18 protein-coding genes are annotated in these 19633 nt (G+C 39.3%); 17 read left to right on the top strand and 1 reads right to left on the bottom strand.

Annotated features, from left to right (window positions below; translation table 11 throughout):
- Positions 1-5 precede the first annotated feature (5 nt).
- From RCG23_RS24485 to RCG23_RS24430, 12 genes are all read left to right on the top strand, one after another.
- Positions 6-1835, top strand: coding sequence for a sensor histidine kinase (locus RCG23_RS24485; RefSeq protein WP_308177803.1), 1830 nt, complete (start codon positions 6-8; stop codon positions 1833-1835).
- Entirely contained in the window at positions 1835-2575 is a 741-nt protein-coding gene (locus RCG23_RS24480; RefSeq protein WP_308177802.1) for a response regulator transcription factor, read from the top strand. Before RCG23_RS24485 ends, RCG23_RS24480 begins: the two co-directional genes overlap by 1 nt.
- A 206-nt stretch (positions 2576-2781) precedes the next feature.
- Positions 2782-4212, top strand: a complete 1431-nt coding sequence (locus RCG23_RS24475; protein WP_308177801.1) for a DUF4855 domain-containing protein — start codon at positions 2782-2784, stop codon at positions 4210-4212.
- A 41-nt stretch (positions 4213-4253) separates the two neighbouring features.
- Entirely contained in the window at positions 4254-5216 is a 963-nt protein-coding gene (locus RCG23_RS24470) for a hypothetical protein (RefSeq protein WP_308177800.1), read from the top strand.
- Positions 5217-5400: 184 nt separating this feature from the next.
- Positions 5401-6513, top strand: coding sequence for a GNAT family N-acetyltransferase (locus tag RCG23_RS24465; RefSeq protein WP_308177799.1), 1113 nt, complete (start codon positions 5401-5403; stop codon positions 6511-6513).
- A 26-nt stretch (positions 6514-6539) separates the two neighbouring features.
- The gene (locus RCG23_RS24460) at positions 6540-7349 is read left to right on the top strand and encodes an MBL fold metallo-hydrolase (RefSeq protein WP_308177798.1); all 810 of its coding nucleotides are present in this window, start codon (positions 6540-6542) and stop codon (positions 7347-7349) included.
- Between the two features lie 38 nt (positions 7350-7387).
- Positions 7388-8458 (top strand): Gfo/Idh/MocA family protein, encoded by a 1071-nt coding sequence (locus RCG23_RS24455; RefSeq protein ID WP_308177797.1) that lies wholly within the window; start codon positions 7388-7390, stop codon positions 8456-8458.
- A gap of 110 nt (positions 8459-8568) precedes the next feature.
- A complete protein-coding gene (locus RCG23_RS24450; RefSeq protein ID WP_308177796.1) occupies positions 8569-9528 on the top strand; it encodes an ABC transporter permease in 960 nt (319 codons plus the stop codon).
- A gap of 15 nt (positions 9529-9543) precedes the next feature.
- Positions 9544-10452, top strand: coding sequence for a carbohydrate ABC transporter permease (locus RCG23_RS24445; protein ID WP_308177795.1), 909 nt, complete (start codon positions 9544-9546; stop codon positions 10450-10452).
- Positions 10453-10535: 83 nt separating this feature from the next.
- Complete coding sequence (locus RCG23_RS24440) at positions 10536-11504, top strand: type 2 periplasmic-binding domain-containing protein (RefSeq protein ID WP_308177794.1); 969 nt, start codon at positions 10536-10538, stop codon at positions 11502-11504.
- Complete coding sequence (locus RCG23_RS24435; RefSeq protein WP_308177793.1) at positions 11501-12187, top strand: hypothetical protein; 687 nt, start codon at positions 11501-11503, stop codon at positions 12185-12187. Before RCG23_RS24440 ends, RCG23_RS24435 begins: the two co-directional genes overlap by 4 nt.
- A gap of 132 nt (positions 12188-12319) precedes the next feature.
- Positions 12320-12919, top strand: coding sequence for a YesL family protein (locus RCG23_RS24430; RefSeq protein ID WP_308177792.1), 600 nt, complete (start codon positions 12320-12322; stop codon positions 12917-12919).
- 37 nt (positions 12920-12956) lie between these two features.
- Here the strand turns inward: RCG23_RS24430 and RCG23_RS24425 are convergent, their stop codons facing one another.
- On the bottom strand, positions 12957-13814 hold the full coding sequence (locus RCG23_RS24425) for a sugar phosphate isomerase/epimerase family protein (protein WP_308177791.1): 858 nt from the start codon (positions 13812-13814) through the stop codon (positions 12957-12959).
- Positions 13815-13986: 172 nt separating this feature from the next.
- Between RCG23_RS24425 and RCG23_RS24420 the strand changes: the two genes are divergently transcribed.
- The 5 genes from RCG23_RS24420 to hisJ all read left to right on the top strand — a co-directional run bounded on the left by RCG23_RS24420 (position 13987) and on the right by hisJ (position 19633).
- Positions 13987-14811 carry a sugar phosphate isomerase/epimerase family protein gene (locus tag RCG23_RS24420; RefSeq protein WP_308177790.1) on the top strand — a complete coding sequence of 275 codons (825 nt, stop codon included), beginning with the start codon at positions 13987-13989 and terminating at the stop codon, positions 14809-14811.
- Positions 14808-15809, top strand: a complete 1002-nt coding sequence (locus RCG23_RS24415; protein WP_308177789.1) for a Gfo/Idh/MocA family protein — start codon at positions 14808-14810, stop codon at positions 15807-15809. Before RCG23_RS24420 ends, RCG23_RS24415 begins: the two co-directional genes overlap by 4 nt.
- Positions 15806-16780 (top strand): Gfo/Idh/MocA family protein, encoded by a 975-nt coding sequence (locus RCG23_RS24410; protein ID WP_308177788.1) that lies wholly within the window; start codon positions 15806-15808, stop codon positions 16778-16780. The genes RCG23_RS24415 and RCG23_RS24410 overlap by 4 nt, the downstream gene beginning before the upstream one ends.
- 1044 nt (positions 16781-17824) lie before the next feature.
- Positions 17825-18778: a metallophosphoesterase family protein gene (locus tag RCG23_RS24405; RefSeq protein WP_308177787.1), complete on the top strand. Its 954-nt coding sequence runs from the start codon at positions 17825-17827 to the stop codon at positions 18776-18778.
- Between the two features lie 15 nt (positions 18779-18793).
- Positions 18794-19633 (top strand): histidinol-phosphatase HisJ, encoded by an 840-nt coding sequence (hisJ, locus tag RCG23_RS24400; RefSeq protein ID WP_308177786.1) that lies wholly within the window; start codon positions 18794-18796, stop codon positions 19631-19633.

Genomic DNA, 19633 nt, shown 5'->3' with positions numbered 1-19633 from the left:
TTTTTATGAAAAAAGGTATTTTTTCTCATTTAAAACTTCGTCCTTTTACTGTTAAAACGAAGATGATTGCCTACACGATGTTGGTCCTGATACCCGTCTTGCTATTTTGCCTTATTTATCAGAAGGAGGCTGAAAGCATTTTAAAGGAAAAGGCAGGGACCTTAATCGTTGAAACGGTTGGCCTTTCCACCTCTTGGCTCGATGAGGTCCTGAGCGGCGCCGTCAGGATATCTGCAGCAGTTGGATCTGACCGGGTCATTAGCCAATACATATTAAGTCAGCAAGGGACGCTTGCTGACTATGAAAATATCGTTAATACACGTGCAGCCGCTGAAAGGCTTAACGAAATCTTGAATACAGAAACAAGGGTCACGTCAATATGGATTTACCTTCCTGAGCAGGGTAGAGTTCTTTCAACTGAATATGGTTTTTATCAAGTAAACGATAAAACCCCCCTGAAGTGGATTCAAGCCAGACCACTCCATGGCCATATGCAAGCCTGGCTCTATCCGACCAATGAATTTCTGAAAGCCAAGGGTTTGATCGATTTGACTGGTCTTAAGGAATCTCCGAAAAATATAACTTTTATCAGAATTCTTCCGGGAGTTGGAACCGATAAGGATCCTGTAATTATTGGGACTACCTACCATCAATTTACGATTGACTCATTGCTGAATGATGTTTCCAGTAAAACGAACTCTTCGGTCTTTTTATACAATCAGTCCAATAAATTAGTAAATAGCATCGGATCTGAAATTGGTACGGATCCAGTCCCATGGAAGACAAAACAAAAAGGTGCTTACACCTTTAAGGACGATCATTTAATCACCTATTCGACATCAGAGCTTACTGGCTGGAAAATCGTGGCAAGTGCACCAATTAAGAATTATATGGGCGGATTATCACTTTTAAATTGGCTAATCTTTTCTTTTCTCTTTATTGTATTGCTTTTATCCGTGTACAGTTCCCGAGCTTTAACGAAAGGATTTCATCAGCCTCTTAAACAAATGCTTGATCATTTTAAAAGCATCGAGCAAGGAGATTTATCAGTCAGGATGGTTTATAAAAAGAAGGATGAATTTGGTGTTTTAGCCGAAGGGTTTAATCAAATGGCCGTAACGCAGGAGTACCTGATACGATCAGTCTACGAGGAAAGAATTGCAAAGCAGCAGGCAGAATTAAATTTTTTGACCTCTCAAATTCAGCCGCATTTTCTGTATAATACGCTGGGGGCACTTTATTCCATGGCAAAAAGGGTAGATTCTACCCTTGCACATGCATTAATATCGATGTCGCGCCTGTTTCGATTTAGTTTAACAGACGGTAACGATATGATCTCGGTTATGGACTCCATGGAGCATATCTCCTATTATATGTATCTATTAAATATTAGGAATCCAAATAAATATGTCCTTGAAACCTATGTCGAACCTGCAGCACAATACTACAAAATTCCTAAATTGATCATCCAGCCGCTAGTTGAAAACTCAGTAAAACATGGGATTGAGAAAACAGCTCGTCAAGGTGTCATTTCCATTTCAGTCACAGTATTATCGAATGACTTGCTCATTATGATTTCTGATAATGGAATAGGAATGAAGAAAGAGAATTTAGACGAGTTGAAGAATCGAATCAAAAATAGTTTGCATCAAACTGATGCAATTACGGCAGCTCCAAAAGAAGAGCAGGAAAATATGGTTGGAACGAATTATGCACTTATCAACATTTATAAAAGACTTCAATTAAAATATGGAGATCATTTTCATTTCAACATTGACAGTGAATGGAATAAAGGTACGACTGTGACTTATCGATTTAAAAAGGAGGATCCTTGATGAAGCTGTTAATTGCAGACGATGAACAATACATTCGAGTATCTTTATCTGAAGATATTCAATGGGAAGACTATGGCATTAAGCTGTTAGGTTCGGCTTCGACAGGTAAAGAAGCTCTTGATCTAGTCCATTTGTTAAAGCCCGACGTTCTATTGAGCGATATTTTGATGCCGGATTTAACAGGATTGGAACTGTTAAAAGCATTAAGGGATGAAAAAATTCATATTCCTGTGATTTTTTTATCGGGTTATAGCAATTTTGAATATGCCAGAGAAGCAATTAAATTTGGTGCATCCAATTATTTGTTAAAGCCCTGCCCGGATGAAGAAATTGTTGAGGCTCTTATTGAAATAAAAACTTTGAGGGAAACGAAGGTCCAACAAACGAACCGGCGTGATGATCTGGACATTCAATCCAATAAGCATGTCATTAAATTGGCATGTGAAATTCTCCATGATGATTTAGGAAATGGAAGTGCACTTACGACCATTGCTGAAAAAGTAAACATGAATTCTTCTGCGTTTAGCAGGCTTTTCCACCAGGAAATGGGCTGTTCGTTTAAAAAATATGTTACCTCAATCAAAATCAACAAGGCAAAGAAGCTACTCCTTGAAAGCAATTTTAAGGTTCAGCATATTGCGGAAAATTTGGGCTATGTCAGCACGAGTCACTTTGTCCAGGTTTTTAGTAAAAATACAGGAATGACCCCCGGAGCATTCCGGGAAAATAAAAGCATTTAAAACGGCCTATTTACACTATGTAAATGGCGGATATTTTTGCTCCATGCTAAATGCTCTCTTAAAACCTGCAAAAAACTGGATACAGATGTCAAACAACCGATATAGGTTTAAAATCATCAACATTTTATAATTAAGTTGTAAACGATTACAAAGAATAAGGAGGAGTACATAGTTTGAATTCCGAATATTCCAAAAGGAGATGGCTAATGAAACAATCATCATTCTCAAAAAGTTTTAAGGTCGGAATTGTCTATACGGTATTGATGAGTTTAATATCTATTAATGCATCTGCAGCAGGGAAACCTTCTCCAAACGACTCTCTTAGAAATGTTGCATTAGAAAAACCATACACGGTCACTCAAGAAATGAAAGACAATCAGCTTATGAGCTATGAAACTAGAACGGAAGGAGATAACGGCAGCAAATATGAACTAACCGATGGTAAAAAAGGGAGTAGTACGGATTTTCTGGACAAAAACTGGGTTGGATACTCAAGGCAAGTGGCACGTTCTGTTACGATTGATCTTGAAAAACCTACTTTTGTTCAAAGCATTTACAGCGGGTTTCTGAGTCAAAGGGAAGCGGCCATTGATTTTCCCCGTTATGTTCATTTTTACCTTTCAGATGATGGAAATCAGTGGTTTGATGCAGGCTCTGTTTATCCAAGGAATTCAAGCAGCCAGGAGGCTTCGAGAGAAGAATTCAGCGTGGATGATATCAAGGTAACTGCAAGATATGTCAAAGTTCAGTTTGAAGTAGGAATGTTTTCCTTTGCTGACGAGATTACGGTGCTTGGAAGAGATGCAGGGAAAAAAGACAAAAAAGTTGGGACGTTAAAGAAATCAAAGGCTCCAAAAGATGAACCGCTTCCAGATAATAAGGCAACTGGCGGAGTAAAGGATATGTATCTCTCCTTTTTATATCCTGATCATACAGGCAACGGGCCGCTTGGAACATGGCATAAAGAGGATTTCAAGCATGTGATTACCCATGTGGATAAAAATGGTAAATCTGATGATTGGATGTATAATTCAATTCTTTTTGCAATGGGTGGAAATCCATATGACGATTATAAGGATCAGACTCTATGGAATGAAGCCATCAATAAATTGTTTAAGCCAGACGTGAACCTGGATGCTCTTGAGGAATCAACTAAGGAAAACAAACAAATACTTGGAGATTCCAAGCATAAAACCAAGGTCGTATTGGGTATTCCGTATCCGGCTTTAGAGGCAACCAATTGGGGAACAGTTGATGGAAAAACGTTAAACTTTAGTATTGACCAGCCTGGCGGTGAAAAGGCTGCACTAGAAGCCCGTTCCGAAGCTGTTGAGTGGTACGTAGAACAGGTTGAAGAACAGTTTAAACAAAAACACTATCAGAATATTGAACTGGAAGGCTTTTATTGGACCCATGAAGAAATCGGCTACAAAACGATCTATGAGGAACAATTGGTAAAAAATACTGCGAATATGCTGCATGAGAGAGATTACAAGTTTTATTGGATACCATTTTTTCAATCTAATGGAACGACCATTTGGAAGGAACTCGGCTTTGATTCAGTTATGATGCAGCCAAACTATTATTTCCAAACCTTTTTTGGCGAAACGCCTCCAAAGGTGGAGAGGTTGATTTAAGCCGCCTTCAATCTGCAGTTAAAACAGCTAAACGTTTCGGGATGGGCTTGGAAGTAGAAGGCGATTACCACATGCTCTGGAATGGCTGGGGAACTGATTATGATGGCCAGATTTATCATAGTGACTACGCGATGAGAAAATATTACGCGTATTTAAACGAGATGAAACGCTCCGGTCTGGATCAAACGATTGTTGGCTATTATCTCGGGGCAAGAACGGTTCTAGAGGATATTGTTAAAGATCCGGTTGTTCGCCTAACATATGATGAAACTTACAAGTTTATTAAAGATCAGTATCAAATAAAAGAACTATCAAATGAGACCTTTCCTCCACCAACTGGAGACACCTGGGATAATCCAACCATACTCGATGCAAAAGAAGGAGATGTCTATTCTACTCCAAAAGCAATAAGCAAAACACAATGGTATAAGTTCCCGATAAAAGCAAGAGAAGACTGGGTTATCACATTGACACCTCTTGAGGGCTCTTCAGTTGGAATGGAAACAAGGCTTTGGAGGCCAACCCAAACACCACACAGCGGATTTTCTTATGGAAAATATACACAAATACAATCAATGGTAATAAGCAATCCGACAACATCGGATACGTATGGGATGATAAGGGTCTTCGTTGAAGGGGATGCAGCTGCTAAATATAAAATCACCCTCACTAAACCAGTAGAAGACGGGACTTCGATGATTAATAGTATTGAATTAGCGAATGGAGGTAGTTTAAACGGAGCAGTTTCAACGCCAGGACAGGATGTTTGGTACAGAATCTCTGGTAAGAAAGCATATACCCTTTCTTTAGTTCCAGAAGGCAATGCAGATTTTGATTTCGAACTTTATTACGACACCAATAGTGGAAGTGCACAAGCTGGTTCATACACACCTGCAGGAGAAGCAGAAACCATTCATTACTCCAATCCATATGATGAAAGCTTTGTTTATTACCTTAAAGTCAAAGCAAAAACGTCTGGGAATTTTACGATCAATAACCAATAAAAGTTGTAAAACCAACCATTCTGCCTGAAGGGTTGGTTTTTCCTTTAACCAGTCCAATTATTTCATTCTTCACATCCATGCAAAAAACTGGATACAAAAGTCAATTTCCCGTTATATAATCCCTTCAGATCTGATAGTACACTGAGGTGGAAACCGTTTTAGAAAATGTTAATGGGGGACAGGTATGTCTGAAATAAGAAGATTAAATACGTCAGATGCCGCAGAAGCAATTCAGCTTTCAAATAAAGTTTTTAGGAAAAATAGTGAAAAATCAATGAGCGAGGCATTCCCGCACATCTTTCTTCCCCATCAAATTGCAAACTCATTCGGAATGTTTCACCATGGAGAACTTGTATCTTTTATTGGGTGTGTTCCGTCTAACATTAAAATGGGCCCAGCACTTCTCTCTGTTATTTCCATAGGTTCTGTTTGTACCGTTCCAGAACATACAGGCATGGGTTATGCCAGCAGATTATTAAATGAAGTAATCAAACAGGCAAACGACGCAAGAGCTTCCTTAATGCTTGTATCCGGGGAAAGGTCTCTATACGCAAGGGCTGGTTGTCGTCCCTTCGGTACATTTTTTTTAGTTAGGTTTAAGGATCCAAAACTTTCCATAAGGGAAGCCGCCATTACAGATAAAAGGATTCGAAAATACAAACATTCAGACCTATATCAATTAAATGAACTATTAAATTCAGGTAAGGCTTTTTATGAGAGCTCATTATCAAATGTACAAATGCTATTACAGGCGGAATCCTTGGCCAGCTGCATCCATTTTTCTCAAGAAATATTGGTATCTGAGCAAGAAAATAAGATTGATAGTTTTATTGTTTATGGTGCTCCGATTCAACCCTCTAAAAAAAGGGAGGGAAAGGTAATTCAGTGGGGAGGGACTCCGGAGAATGTCTTTTATTTGTTGTCCGAAGCACTAAAAATAAACAAGCTGGAACATATAGAAATTCATATTCCAGTACCAGAGCATCAACAATGGTCACATTACTCAAGGCATGTCGTGAAACAAAAAGTCAGAAATATGGGAACAGTAAAAATTCTGAGTGCTGGTAGACTATTTGAACAGCTACATCCTTATTTCGAAGAGAAAGGCAAGCTTCTTAATGTAGCTGTAATAGATCAGGAAGTGGAGATAAAATTTGGAGGGGATAGAATTGTTTTTGACATAGAATCATTCATATCACTCCTTTTTGATTCAAAAATGCATGATCAAATTCCACAATGGCTGCAAGACGTTTTTCCAATACCATTTCCGAGAACGGATGGATTGCACTTTGTTTAAATACATTAAGAAAGGAAGTATCAGGTATGAAAATTCACCTGTTAGGCACATCTGCTGCTGAAGGGTTTCCAGGAATCTTTTGTCAATGTGAGCATTGCAAAAAAGCCAGGATACTAGGAGGGAAAAATATTCGAACCAGAACCTCCGCCATTATTGACGATATCTTGAAAATTGATTTCCCTCCTGATACCAATTTACATGTCTTAAGAGATGGAATCGACCTGTCAAAGATAACTGATCTATTGATTACTCATACCCACTCGGATCATCTTTATCCTGAAGATCTAAGTATGAGGCTGCCAATCTATGCACATGGATTTGATCATCCATTACATGTTTATGGCCACGATTTACCTATCTTCCTTTGCCGAAATCGGATTGGAAATACGGATGGGCATATAATTTATCATCATACTCACGCTTATCGAACATATGAGGTGAGCAATTATAAGGTCACTCCACTGCTGGCGGATCATAATAAACAGGAATCGTGCATGATTTTTGCCATTGAGAAGAATGAAAAGTCATTTCTTTATGGCCATGATACCGGCTGGTTCCCCCATGAAACATGGGAATGGCTAAAGGGGAAACAAATGGACCTGATCATTCTGGATTGCACAAATGGGCATTTTCCAGTCCGCCATAACCATTTAAATATCGAAGCGGTGAAGGAAATGCAGGGTCTGTTTTTACAAGAAAATATTTTGAAAAAAGAAGGAAAAATAATCGTTACTCATTTTTCACACAATATTGGCCTTCAGCACCAGGATTTGGAGGATATTTTTAAACCACTTGGAATTGAAGTGGCCTATGACGGAAAAATGATCGAAATATAGATGGGTGTGGAATCTATATTAAAAAGGGGGAATTAATAATGGAAAAAATCAAGGTTGGAGTAATTGGTGCAGGTGCAATAGCTGAGATGGCACACCTGCCGTTTTATTCAAGCCATCCTGATGTGGAACTGGCTGCCCTGGCAGACGTTAATAGAGAACGTGCTTCATCCATGGCCAGGCAGTTTAATGTAAAAAATATCTATTCCAGTGCACAGGAAATGTTTGAGAAGGAGCAATTGGACGCTGTAAGCATTTGCACCCGAAATGACACCCATGTACCTTTCGCAAAATTAGCACTCGAGCATGGAGTACATGTGCTGGTTGAAAAACCTCTTGCCTTAACTGCAAAAGAAGCGTTGGAATTAGAAGCGCTTGTTCAAAAAGCGAATAAACTATGCATGGTGGGCATGACACATCGTTTCCGCAATGACACTAGAGCATTAAAAAAAGTGATTGACTCCGGAGACCTCGGGGATATTTATTATGTCAAAGCAAGGATGCTTCAAAGAAGAAATACGCCCTCTGGCTGGTTTATGGATAAATCAAAATCCGGAGGAGGACCACTAATGGACATTGGTGTCCATGTTCTTGACCTTGCCTGGTGGCTTTCGGGATTACCAGAAATTGAAACTGTTTCAGCTCATCTTGTTCATGGTATTGGCCGATACGACACAATTGTAGACGGCAGATGGGAGTCTGCTGATAAGGATGAGGATTTTCAATTTGATGTAGAGGATTTCGCAAGTGCTTTTTTACGCTTTAAAAACGGGATGGTCATGCAGCTGGAAGTCAGCTGGGCAATGAATGGGCAGGCTGATGAAGGAATTAAGATCGATCTGTTCGGCACAAAAGCCGGTGCATCTTTAAGCCCATTATGTTTATATTCTGAGCAGCAACAGACGTTAATTGATACAAAAATGCATATAAAGGCAAATAATCCTTATCAGGAAGAGATTCACCATTTCGTTTATTCGATTAAGAATAATCAACAAACATTAGTCGATATCAACCAGGGAGTCAGTGTAATGAAAATGTTAGAGGCTGCAGCCAAATCATCTATGTTTAAGAAAGAAATAATTGTCGATGATATGATTTTGGCAAAAAAATAGATATAAATGCTAAATACTCGTTATGTAGAAAATGTCAGAATAAATATACAATTAAATTATGAAAGCGTTAACAACGCACATGGGAGTGAATATCCTGCAGAGGTGAAAAGATGAATCTAGAAACAGCTAAAGATACTCCAATCACGCTAACGAAACCATTATCTAAGACTGAATTAAAATTTAGGGGAATTTGGAAATATCGCTGGCAATTTGCCATGATTCTGCCCGGTTTCGTACTTGTATTTCTATTTAATTACATGCCCATGGCAGGAATCCAGGTGGCTTTTAAGGATTACAACATTTTTGAAGGAATTTGGACTAGCAAATGGATTGGGTTTGAAAACTTTTACTTCCTTAAAGACTCTGAATTTTGGCGTGTCTTTTCCAATACGATTTGGATCACAGTACTGAAATTTGCATTTGGTTTTCCTGCACCTATTATCCTTGCCCTTTTGTTAAACGAAATAAAGAATAAGACGTTCAAAAAGTGGGTTCAAACATTAACCTACATGCCCCATTTTGTTTCATGGATTGTCGTTGCGTACATTGTGGAAGCATTACTCTCACAATCATCCGGACTTGTAAATGAACTATTAACATCCATGGGGATGAAAAGAATTTACTTTATGGGATCTGAAGAATGGTTCCGGCCAATCATTATTATTAGTTCCGTGTGGAAGGAAGTTGGTTTTAGCGCCATTATTTATTTGGCAGCCATTGCTGGATTAAACCCACAGTTGTATGAGGCAGCCATTGTGGATGGGGCAAATAAATGGAAGCAAACACTCCATGTTACCATTCCAGGAATTATGCCAACAATCGCTATTATGTTGATTTTAACTATTCCAAACCTATTAAATGCGGGATTTGATCAGATATACCCTTTGCAAAATCCGGTTAATCTTCCCGTTTCAGAAGTTATTGATACTTATGTTGTGAAGACAGGGCTAAATCAGGGATATTATGGACCTGCAACAGCTATTGGTTTAATCACTTCCATTGTCCAATTTATGCTTGTCGTAGGAGCGAATCAGTTATCAAAGAAGTATGGGGACACAAGACTTTTCTAGAAGGGTGGGGAAATCATGAAAATATCTAGAGGAGAAAAAACCTTTGGAGTCTTCAACACACTATTACTAGCTATCTTGGCACTTTCCACCTTATACCCGTTTATTTATATGACTGCCTTGTCATTAAATGAAGGTTTAGATTCGTTAAAGGGAGGAATTTATTTTTGCGCAAGAGCATTTACCTGGATCAACATTAAGACGGTTGTTACCAATCCACTCGTTCAGGACGCATTCTTTATTTCCATCGGCCGAACCGTTGTGGGTACAATCGGAACTGTGTTTATCACTGGTATATGCGCCTATGCATTATCATTTAGAAAATTGCCATACAGAAAATTAATCATGATTTACTTTTTAATACCGATGCTTTTCAGCGGCGGTTTGATTCCTTACTATATCCAGCTGCGAAATCTTGGCTTAATTGATAGCTTTTTTGTATATATTTTCCCTGGACTACTGAATATCTGGAACTTGATTGTTATGCGCTCCTTCTTTGAAAATATTCCTGATTCATTAATTGAAGCAGCAGAGATAGACGGTGCGAATCCATTAACAATATTCTGGAGGATTGTTATTCCAATTTCGATGCCAATGATTGCAGCCATCTCACTATTTACAGCGGTTGCTCATTGGAACAGCTGGTTCGATGGAGCTTACTTTGTGAATGATATGAGTCTTAAGCCTTTACAAACTTATTTGCAAAATATCCTGATGAATGCAGATGCTGCCCAAAATCTGCGGCAGGGAAGTGCCTCTGTATCTGCCAGCTCGAATGCGGCAGTTGCTGCAGCGAGCCGAACAATCACGCCGATGGCTTTAAAAATGGCCGTGGTCATTCTCGGGACGTTACCGGTGTTAATTATTTATCCACTACTGCAGCGATATTTTGTTAAGGGAGTATTAATTGGAGGGGTTAAGGAGTAATTGCCAGAGGTAGTATCCAGGCCTGATTACAAAAAGAATGGCCAGGTATTATAAATAATTTATAAAGAACAAGGGGGAAGAAAATGAGAAAAAAACTTTTTGCTACTTTACTATGTTTTCTTATGTTGCTTTCTGTCACAGCCTGTACAGATAAGGAAGAGTCAACAACCAAAGTAAGAAAAGGGGAAAAAGAAGCAAAAAATATTGATGTCAATGTCAACATTAACTGGATTCCAGCTGTTAAAAATGACGGTGAATTTGACAAGCTTCGTGCAGAGGCTTCTGGAGTTTATACTACCTGGTCATATACACAGGGTGATGAAGCTACAGCTCGTCGTTTGCTATTAACAAGCGGAAAACTTCCAGATGTTCTAGTAGGTATTGGTCCAAAAGGTGATGTGGAAGCGGACCTATTAAATGCGAAAGCAGCAGAACCAATTGAAAAGTATTTAAATATGCCAGACAAATATCCTAATCTGGCGAAGATTCCAAAACTTATCAAGAAATATATTAAAAATGCGGATGGTCACACATATTTCATTCCAACCTTCCTTAAGCTTGACGGCCAGCAAAATGATATGGAAAGCTTTGGAGACTGGGGCCAGATGGGCTATTGGGTACGCACAGACGTCCTTGAACAGACGGGCATGAGCAAAGATGAACTTGCTACAATTGATGGCTTTGAAAGCCTCCTTAAAGCCGCCTCCAAGCTGAAGGATCCACAAGGAAAGCCGCTCATTCCGCTTACAATCGGTGAAAACTTCCAGGGATGGAGAGCAGTAGGTTCCTCCTTTGGTGTTGATACATTTAATGAAGCCAACGGCTTCTATCCTTATGAAGACGGTAAATATTCAGCAGCAAGAGATACAGAAAACTATAAAAATGCATGGAAATGGCTGAATAAAATTTATCAGGAAGGACTGTTAGATAAAGAAGCACCAACTGCCAAGAAAGAAGTTACCCTTCAAAAAATCAGTACGGGCCGGGCTGCTGCTTATATTGGCCAGATGACTGATTTAGCAACTGGCCTTGGGCGGCTGCAAAGGATATGAACGATGTTTCTACTAAATTTGAAGCGATTCCATTTCCTAAAGCACCAGGTGTTGATAAAATTGCCGCTGCAGAAGGCTCAAGCCCATTTCCTTGGGTAGGAGCGTATGTGATGAAGGGCGGAGATCTTGAGGCATCCCTTAAATACATCGATTGGTGTTTAGGCAGTGACCTAATGACGGTAAAATTCGGCCTGCAGGAAAGGGCGAAGTATGCCTGGAACTGGTCAGATGATAAAAAGACTTGGTCTTTTAATCCAGAAGTAGTCGCTGATTTAACAGCGGGTGACGTAAATCGCGAACAAAAATATGGAGCACAGCCTTGGTTCCTTGCAAATACATCGATTGACGATGTGACAACGAATAAGAGTTCGTGGGACAAAATCAGCTTTAAGTTGAATCAAAAGAATGGACGCTTCTTGCGTGATCAAGGTATTTCCCGTGAAAACCACAATTTTGACAGCGTGCCAGTTTTAAAAGGCGGAGTAATTGAAAAGTATACACCTGCCATCACGGATGTTGAAAATGAATACCGTGCGAAATTCCTTGTAGCCAAGAATGGTAAGGAATTTGAAAGTACATGGGCAAAATACCGAAATGACCTTGAGGCAAAGGGCAAGTGGTCGGAATACGAAAAGGAATGGAATCAGGAATACAAAAAGTGGAGCGAGAAAATGGATTATTAATCCGTTGACATAGCATTTATTCGTGCGACTGACATATCCCATACCCCCCGGGAGTGTCAGTTGCTTTTCCTATTTATTACACTTTCAAAGGTGTACTTACAATCGTTTTTTGAATGAGACAGAGGTGAGAACGTGGAGAATACTTTTACAAATAAAAAATGGCACATTCTAATGAACAGCTTCTTTGAGTTCATCTATTTAAATCTTCTTTGGATTTTATTTTCACTACCCATTTTTACTATGTCGCAGGCTACGGCAGCCATGTTCGGTGTGATACGAAAATGGCTGCAGGGTGAGGATATAGTTATTTTTTCTTCGTTCAAGAAATTATTTATAGATAATTTTTCTATTAGTTTGATTACTGGCTTAATCTGGCTGTTGCTAGGATTCATTCTTCTAATGGATTTTTATTTTATTAACCGGTTTTCGTTTGCCTATCAGATGGCTGGCCTCTTCTTATTTGGAATTTCTTCGTTTTTGTTTTCCATGGTCAGTGTGTATTTATTTCCTGTCATCGTCCATCTAAAGACGGGCTGGGCAGGGGTCTGGAGAAATGCGCTTATTCTTGCAATCTCGAATCCTATCGACTCAATGATCAATATAGGGATTGCATTCGCAGTGTTATTTCTTGGCAGCAGATACCCGATTCTCTTATTCGGATTAGGAAGTATCGGTGCTTATTACCAGTACCAATCGGTCAATCGGATTTTTCTGAAATTGAAGGAAATATAAAAAAGTCCAGGAATTAAGATCCTGTACATATGGTTCTTTAGGATGTTTTTGAGGGTGAAGCTAATTTTTCTAATAGTTTAATGGTATTGTCGATTGCTCGTATGGAACCGTCTTTTTGTTCTTCGGTCCCTTCAAATTCAACCGTATACCAACCATCGAATCCGCAGGCTTTGAGTTTCTCTAGGATGTAAGGGAGATCGACTTCTCCTTCACCAGCGACCTTACCCAAATAATATGATCCTTTTAAAGATTTTAATGACTGATTCATTGGACCGTCTACTTTGGTGAAATCCTTGATATGAACATGCTTCACCACATCTTTTAGCTCTGTGACCGCCAAGCTAGGATCCTGATCAACCAGTAGAAAGTTTCCTGCATCAAATGTGCTTTTAAGGGAAGGGGAATTGATAGATTGGATGATATGTAGAACCTGGTCGCCACGGCCAGCAAATTGCCCATGATTTTCAAGGCATAGAATCACACCTTTTTCCTCTGCGTAACGGGATGCTTTTTCAAGACCGTCCAAAATGAATTTCATTCCGTCTTCGAAGGAAATGTTTTCATCAACGTTACCAGAAAATACACGGACCACCTTGGCTCCAAAGTGAACAGCCATATCCACTGCATCTTTGACTTCCTGAAGCTGCTGCGCTCTATATTCTGGATCATTCGATACAAAGTTATTACTCGCTGCATAACATGGAACTGCTAAATTATATTTCTTTAAAGCTGATTCAACGAGTGGGAGTTCCTCTTTCTGGTTCTTCCAAAAAATATCGAGCAATTCTACTCCTTTGGCCTTTGTTGTGCCAACGAAGTCGATGAAATCAATAACATTCCATGTACCGTCATACCAGTATTTATGAACACTCCACATGCTTAAGCTTACATTCAAGCAGATCAGCTCCTTTGTTTTCATTAAATTTATTTTATCATCTAAAGGAAAAATCCACCATATATAATAATAAAAAAGAAAAAATTCTTTATTTATCAGAAAATTAAATGAAAAAAATGTCTTTTTTATTTAAAATAAAAGGAGATATTATCCTAAAAATGGAGGGGAAGTTTTGAAAAAGGGTATTAATTTGTGGTGTTTCCCTAACGATTGGTCTTTGGAAAAGAAATTGGCTTTAGCCAGTCAAGCCGGTTTTCATGGAGTTGAGTTAAATATAGAAGAAACTGGTCACTTGACTCTAGAATCCACACAAGAGGAACTCATTGAAATTGGGAAGCTAGTAACCTCATATAACCTGGAAATCGTGGGCTTATCTACAGCGCTGTTCTGGAACAACCCATTAACATCTAGCGGACAGGATATCAGGGAGAAGGCAAGGAATATCGTTAGTAAAATGATTGAAAATGCACACACCCTCAAGGCAGATACGATTTTGGTGGTTCCTGGCCTGGTAACAGAGGACGTCCGTTATGATGTTGCGTATGAAACCTCTAAACATGCATTAATCGATCTGGCTCGTTATGCAGAGGAACTAAACGTGGTCATTGCGATTGAAAATGTTTGGAACAAATTTTTATTAAGTCCAATTGAAATGAAAAGATTTCTGAATGAAATAGGTTCAAATAATGTGAAAGCATATTTTGATGTAGGAAATATTTTGAATTTTGGTTTCCCGGATCAATGGTTAACTATTTTGGACTCTTATATTCAATGTATTCATGTAAAGGATTTTAAAAATGAAATAGGAAATATTCATGGTTTTACTTCTTTGTTCCACGGAGATGTCAATTGGAGCCGTGTGATGGATGCCTTACATGAAATCCATTACGACGGATACATCACTGCAGAAGTTATGCCTAACAAGCATTTTCTAGATAGACATATTTACGAATTATCAAATTCGATCGAAACGATTATAAAAGGAGGTTCACAATGATTAAAGTAGCTGTTTTAGGTGCTGGCACAATGGGATCCGTTCATGCTGATGCATACAATAAAATGAAGAACGTTGAAATTGTTGGAATAGTGGACATTCGAAAAGAAGTGGGGGAATCCATTGCCAAAAAAAATGGAACGAGGTCCTATGTCAGCTTTGATGAAATGCTGGACTTGGCAAATCCAGATGTAATTGATATTTGTCTACCTACATATTTACATCGTGATTATGTTGAGAAGGCAGCAGCAGCAAAAAAACACATTATTTGTGAAAAGCCGATTGCCAGAACATTAGAACAGGCAAGAGAAATGATAGAGATTACAGAAAGGGAAGGCGTGAAGTTATTTATTGCACAAGTAGTACGTTTCTTTCCTGAATTCACCAGAGCACGTGAGCTTGTCCTTAGCGGCGCTGTAGGTGAAGTCGGCATGGTTCGAACCATGAGAGGAGGCATTTTCCCGCAAGCATGGGAGGACTGGTATGCAAGCTTTGAAAAATCCGGAACACTCGTCGTTGACATGATCATACATGATTTTGATTATATGTTATGGTGTTTTGGCGATGTTGAACGGGTATTTGCGAAAAGCCAGTGGGGACGTGAATTAAATCGTATGGACCATGCCCTTGTTAGCCTTCGTTTTAAAAATGGGGTAATAGCCCATTCAGAAGGGACCTGGGCATATCCAGATGGATTTATGGTGGAACTTGAAATTGCCGGTAAAGAAGGCATTATTCATTATAAGAGTGATGAGACAAGTCCTATCCAATCTTCGATTAGAAGCTTGAAGGGCGGAAACAGAGGAGTAGCCGTTCCAGAGAGCCCTTTAGAAAAAAGTCCTTACCAGGTAGAACTGGAGCATTTTATCGATTGCATTGAAAACGACACAATGCCCATTGTTACACCAGTAGATGCATTTAAGGCACTTGAAGTAAGTCTAGCTGCCATTAAATCCATTCAAACTGGGAAACCAGTAAGTTTAGGAGGCGAAACAAAATGAAAATCGGAATTGTAAGCTTTGCCCATATGCATGCACATAGTTATGCCACCTGTTTATTGGGAATGGAGGATGTGGAGCTGTTTGGAATAGCAGATGAAAATGAAGAGCGTGGAAGAGAAGCTTCTAAAAAATATCATACTCGCTATTTTAAAAATTATCAGGATTTATTGGCGGGGGACATTGATGGTGTGATCATTTGCACAGAAAATGCCATGCACATGGAAGTTGCGGTTGCAGCAGCAGAAATGAAGAAACATATTCTGTGTGAAAAACCGTTGGCGACCAATGTTGAGGATGCCTGGAAAATGGTTGAAGCTGCTAAACAACATGGTGTTAAACTGCAAACAGCATTTCCGGTACGCTATAATGCACCGATTCAACGGGTAAAACAAATGATTCATGCAGGTGAGTTAGGCCGTATTGTTGCTATAAGAGGAACAAATCGAGGCCAAAATCCTGGCGGCTGGTTTGTCGACGAAGAACAATCTGGTGGAGGGGCTGTTTTAGACCACACTGTTCATGTCATTGATTTAATGAGATGGTTTTTGGACAGTGAAGTAAGAGAAGTTTATGCAGAAATAGATACACGTTTCAGTGATATTCCAATAGATGACTGTGGATTATTGACGCTGGAATTTGAAAATGGTGTTTTCGCCTCCCATGATCCAAGCTGGTCACGATGCAAAACCTTTCCAACCTGGGGAGATGTGACGCTTGAAATAATCGGAACAAATGGAGTAACTCGAGTGGATGCTTTTGCACAGAATTTGATGCTTTACAGTGATAAGAATAATAAAGTGTCTCGTGAATTCTGGGGAAACGATATGGATAAAGGATTAATTGCAGATTTTGTCCGCTGTATTCAAGAAGATCTTGAACCTTCAATTTCAGGATATGATGGCTTAAAGGCAATGGAAGTTGCCCTAGCAGCATACGAATCTGCCAAATTAAAGGAACCAGTTAAATTATAAGGCTCTTATCGTAAACTTTGTTGCAATAATTTGTGCCCACTTAGATACTATTCAAGACAAATATTGGTGTATTCCATGGGAATCGAGTCCGAATCAGAGAGGGATTCGGACAGGGTTGTTCAAAACAAGGGGATTGAAGTCTGAATCAGAGGTGTATTCGTACAGAGTTGATCAAATCGAGGGGACTCGAGTCCGAATCAGAGAGGGATTCGGACAGGGTTGATCAAATTAAGGGGACTTGAGTCCGAATCAGAGAGGGATTCGGACAGGGTTGATCAAATTAAGGGGACTTGAGTCCGAATCAGAGAGGGATTCGGACAGGGTTAATCAAATCAAGGGGATTCGAGTCCGAATGAGAGGTGTATTCGGACAGAGTTGATCAAAACAAGTGGGCTTGAGTCTGAATAAGAGAGGGATTCGGACAGGGTTGATCAAATTAAGGGGACTTGAGTCCGAATGAGAGGTGTATTCGGACAGAGTTGATCAAATCAAGGGGACTCGAGTCCGAATCAGAGGTGGATTCGGACAGGGTTGTTCAAAACAAGGGGACTCGAGTCCGAATCAGAGAGGGAATCGGACAGGGTTGTTCAAAACAAGGGGACTTGAGTCTGAATCAGAGAGGGATTCGGACAGGGTTGATCAAATTAAGGGGACTTGAGTCTGAATCAGAGGTGTATTCGGACAGGGTTGTTCAAAACAAGGGGAATCGAGTCCGAATCAGAGGTGGATTCGGACAGAGTTGATCAAATCAAGGGGACTCGAGTCCGAATCAGAGAGGGAATCGGACAGGGTTGATCAAATCAAGGGGACTTGAGTCTGAATCAGAGGATTTCGTTACAAACGCTTAAATTAGAATTAGTCCAGAACACAATAATCCTTGCTAAAACAGCCAATTTCTAAAAATAATAGGAAAATTACCGTTCTTCACAGTTCAAATTAAACAGCAAATTAACGTCCTTCCCCTGTCCCTGTCCTTCAAGAAGAAGGATGTTTTTATACAAACAAAAAGCTATAAAAATAGTGATATGGAGAATGGAGCCCTTCATGAAAAAATTATCGTTAAGAGCTAACGGCTCGTTCAAAATTTTACAATTTACCGATCTGCATCTTCAGGACGGAGGTACAGAAGATCAAAAGACAATCACCCTTATGGAACTGATCCTTAAAACCGAAAAACCTGATTTTGTTGTGTTAACAGGTGATACGATCCGAGCGGCAAAAAGCTCGGACCCAATTCAGGCTTTTTCTTTAGCAGCTGGACCAATGGAAGAGCGCCATATTCCGTGGTCAGCAGTGTTTGGCAATCATGATGATGAGGGCAATGCTACAAAGGAAGATTTAATACAGCTGCAGCAGCTTAATCCGCATTGTCTTTCGCGATCAGGAGAAGTTGGTGTATCTGGTATTGGAAACTATGATATTCCCGTATTTAATGAAAATGGAGACATCTCTTTCGTTTTATATTTTTTTGACTCTGGGACTGTCGCTCCAGCTGCAATAGGGGGTTATGACTGGATTAAAAGGAGCCAGATTGAGTGGTATGAGGAACGTTCTCGTCATTATTTTAAAATAAAAAGAACGAATATACCTTCACTTGCTTTTTTCCATATTCCTTTAACGGAATTTAGAGATTTATGGAATTGTCACGATTGCTTTGGGTCTAAAAATGAAGCGGTAGGCTGCCCAAAAGTGAACACAGGTCTGTTCGCTTCAATGGTGGAACGAAAAGATGTAAAAGGAATTTTCGTTGGTCATGATCATATCAATGATTTTTACGGTGACCTTTTTGGCATTCGTCTTGCATACGGAAGGGCAACTGGCTTTAACACATATGGGAAGGAAGGTTTTTTGCGTGGTGCAAGAATTATAGAGTTAAAGGATCGTACTGTTCGGACTTGGATTCGCCTGGAGGATGAAAGTGTAATTTGCAATCCTCCTCTTCACAAGGCAGAGGGATTAGTGGAAGAGTATGAGAGTCCATATGTCGAAGTTCAGTAAAAGAGAGGTTAAAGGATGAAATCAGATGGGCATACCCATACAGAATATTGTTTTCATGGTTCACGGGAAGCGACTGAAGAATTTGTTATAAGGGCAATTGAATTAGGATTTGATTCCTATTCTTTTACCGAGCATCCGCCACTTCCAGGTGAGTTCAAGAAATTACTTCCATATTCGAATCAAACCGTCGATGCAATCGCCATGAAAGAAAAGGATTTGGATCAATATATAAAGGAGATGCATCATTTAAAGAATAAATATAAAGATAAAATTCTCTTAAAGGTCGGACTTGAAGTAGATTTCTTACCGGAACATATCTCCTGGACAAGGAATCTATTAAATGATTATGGACCATACCTCGATGATTCTCTCCTTTCTCTTCATTTTCTTAGAGGGGTGGACGGATATCGGTGTGTGGATTTGAATCCTGAGGATTTTAAGGAAGGACTTATAGATTTTTATGGTTCTTATGATGATGTAGTATTTGAATATTTCCGTGTAATGGACGAACAGATTAAAGTAGATTTGGGACCATTTAAGCCGAAAAGGATAGGTCATTTCACTTTATATCAAATTTTTCAAAGAAAGTTTTTTGAAACCAGTTACTCTCATTCCAATATTGCATTACAAAAATTTAATCAGTTATTTCAACTGATTAAAGATGGAAATTATAGTCTTGATTTTAACATGGCCGGTTTTCATAAACCTCATTGCCTAGAATCTTATCCAGCAGAATCAATAGCAAATCTATGCCTTTCCCTTGGTATTGATATGATATATGGATCCGATTCGCATTCGGTAAAAGACGTTGGTAGAGGGTATGGCTTCTTTGAAAAAATGACGGCAGCAAAGTAG

The sequence above is a fragment of the Neobacillus sp. PS3-34 genome (genome assembly GCF_030915465.1).
In the GTDB taxonomy this organism is placed as follows: Bacteria; Bacillota; Bacilli; order Bacillales; family Cytobacillaceae; genus Neobacillus_A.
The sequence above is the reverse complement of the archived record's forward strand: the minus strand, read 5'-3'. Positions and strand labels throughout refer to the sequence as shown.